This is a genomic window from Stenotrophomonas acidaminiphila (assembly GCF_001431595.1).
GTDB lineage: Bacteria > Pseudomonadota > Gammaproteobacteria > Xanthomonadales > Xanthomonadaceae > Stenotrophomonas > Stenotrophomonas acidaminiphila.
The window spans coordinates 1-852 of record NZ_LDJO01000098.1 but is presented as its reverse complement, the minus strand read 5'-3'; the positions used below and the strand labels follow the sequence as shown (position 1 = coordinate 852).

The following is an 852-nucleotide window of genomic DNA, read 5'->3' as shown; positions in this document are numbered from 1 at the left end:
TGCAAGCAGAAGTCGGCAGACGCGGTTCGCCTCAGTCTCGTGGGCTCGGAGAGCTGTACAAGAGGCAGCTCGTAGACCGCCTGCCCACCTTCGAAATTGTGCTTGAGTACCAGGCCGGCCGCCTCGAACTGGGTCAGCACGCGGTACACCGTGGCCAGGCCGATCTCGTCGCCGCAGTCGAGCAGCTGCCGGTAGATGTCCTCTGCGGTCAGGTGGTGGTGGGGGGTGTTCTGCTCGAGCAGCGCGAGGATGCGCATCCGCGGATGCGTCACCTTGAGGCCGACTTTGCGCAGGTCGTTGGATTCCATGGCCATCGTGTTCATTGGCGGTTTGACGCCAGTTGCCTCCGGTCAGATCGCGCTGGGTGCCGGGGAGTGTATCATCGCCGGGATTTCCTCATTCGCCCGTCCCAATGCGCAACCTCCTGCTGATCGCCGTTGTCGCCCTGTCCACCACCGGCTGCGGCATCATCTACAAGCAGCCCATCTACCAGGGCAACCTGCTGCAAGAAAAGTCCGTCGCGCAACTGCAGGCGGGCCAGAGCAAGCAGCAGGTCAATGCGCTGCTGGGAACGCCGTCCATTCCCGACCCGTTCCATGCGCAGCGCTGGGACTACACCTCCAGCCAGCGCGTGAACCGCCTGGGCAAGACCGAGGTGAAGAACTTCACCGTGTTCTTCGAGAACGACCGCGTCACCCGCTGGGAAGGCGACTATTTCCCCAACAACGACGCGGAGCTGGCGCGCGAAGGCGTACGCCAGTTCGGCCGCAACCTGCCCAAGGACAAGAAGAAGCGCGGCGGCCGCTGATTCCAGGCGCCACGCACCGCATCAATCGCCGCCGCGCGCCCGCC

General features: G+C 64.4%; 2 protein-coding genes. One reads left to right on the top strand and one right to left on the bottom strand.

What is annotated here, in order from left to right:
- Positions 1-308, bottom strand: a 308-nt coding sequence (locus ABB33_RS17695; protein WP_248842464.1) for a transcriptional repressor, incomplete at its 3' end; no start/stop codon positions are given.
- 104 nt (positions 309-412) lie between these two features.
- Between ABB33_RS17695 and ABB33_RS17690 the strand changes: the two genes are divergently transcribed.
- Positions 413-808 carry an outer membrane protein assembly factor BamE gene (locus ABB33_RS17690; protein WP_056932960.1) on the top strand — a complete coding sequence of 132 codons (396 nt, stop codon included), beginning with the start codon at positions 413-415 and terminating at the stop codon, positions 806-808.
- Positions 809-852: the final 44 nt, after the last annotated feature.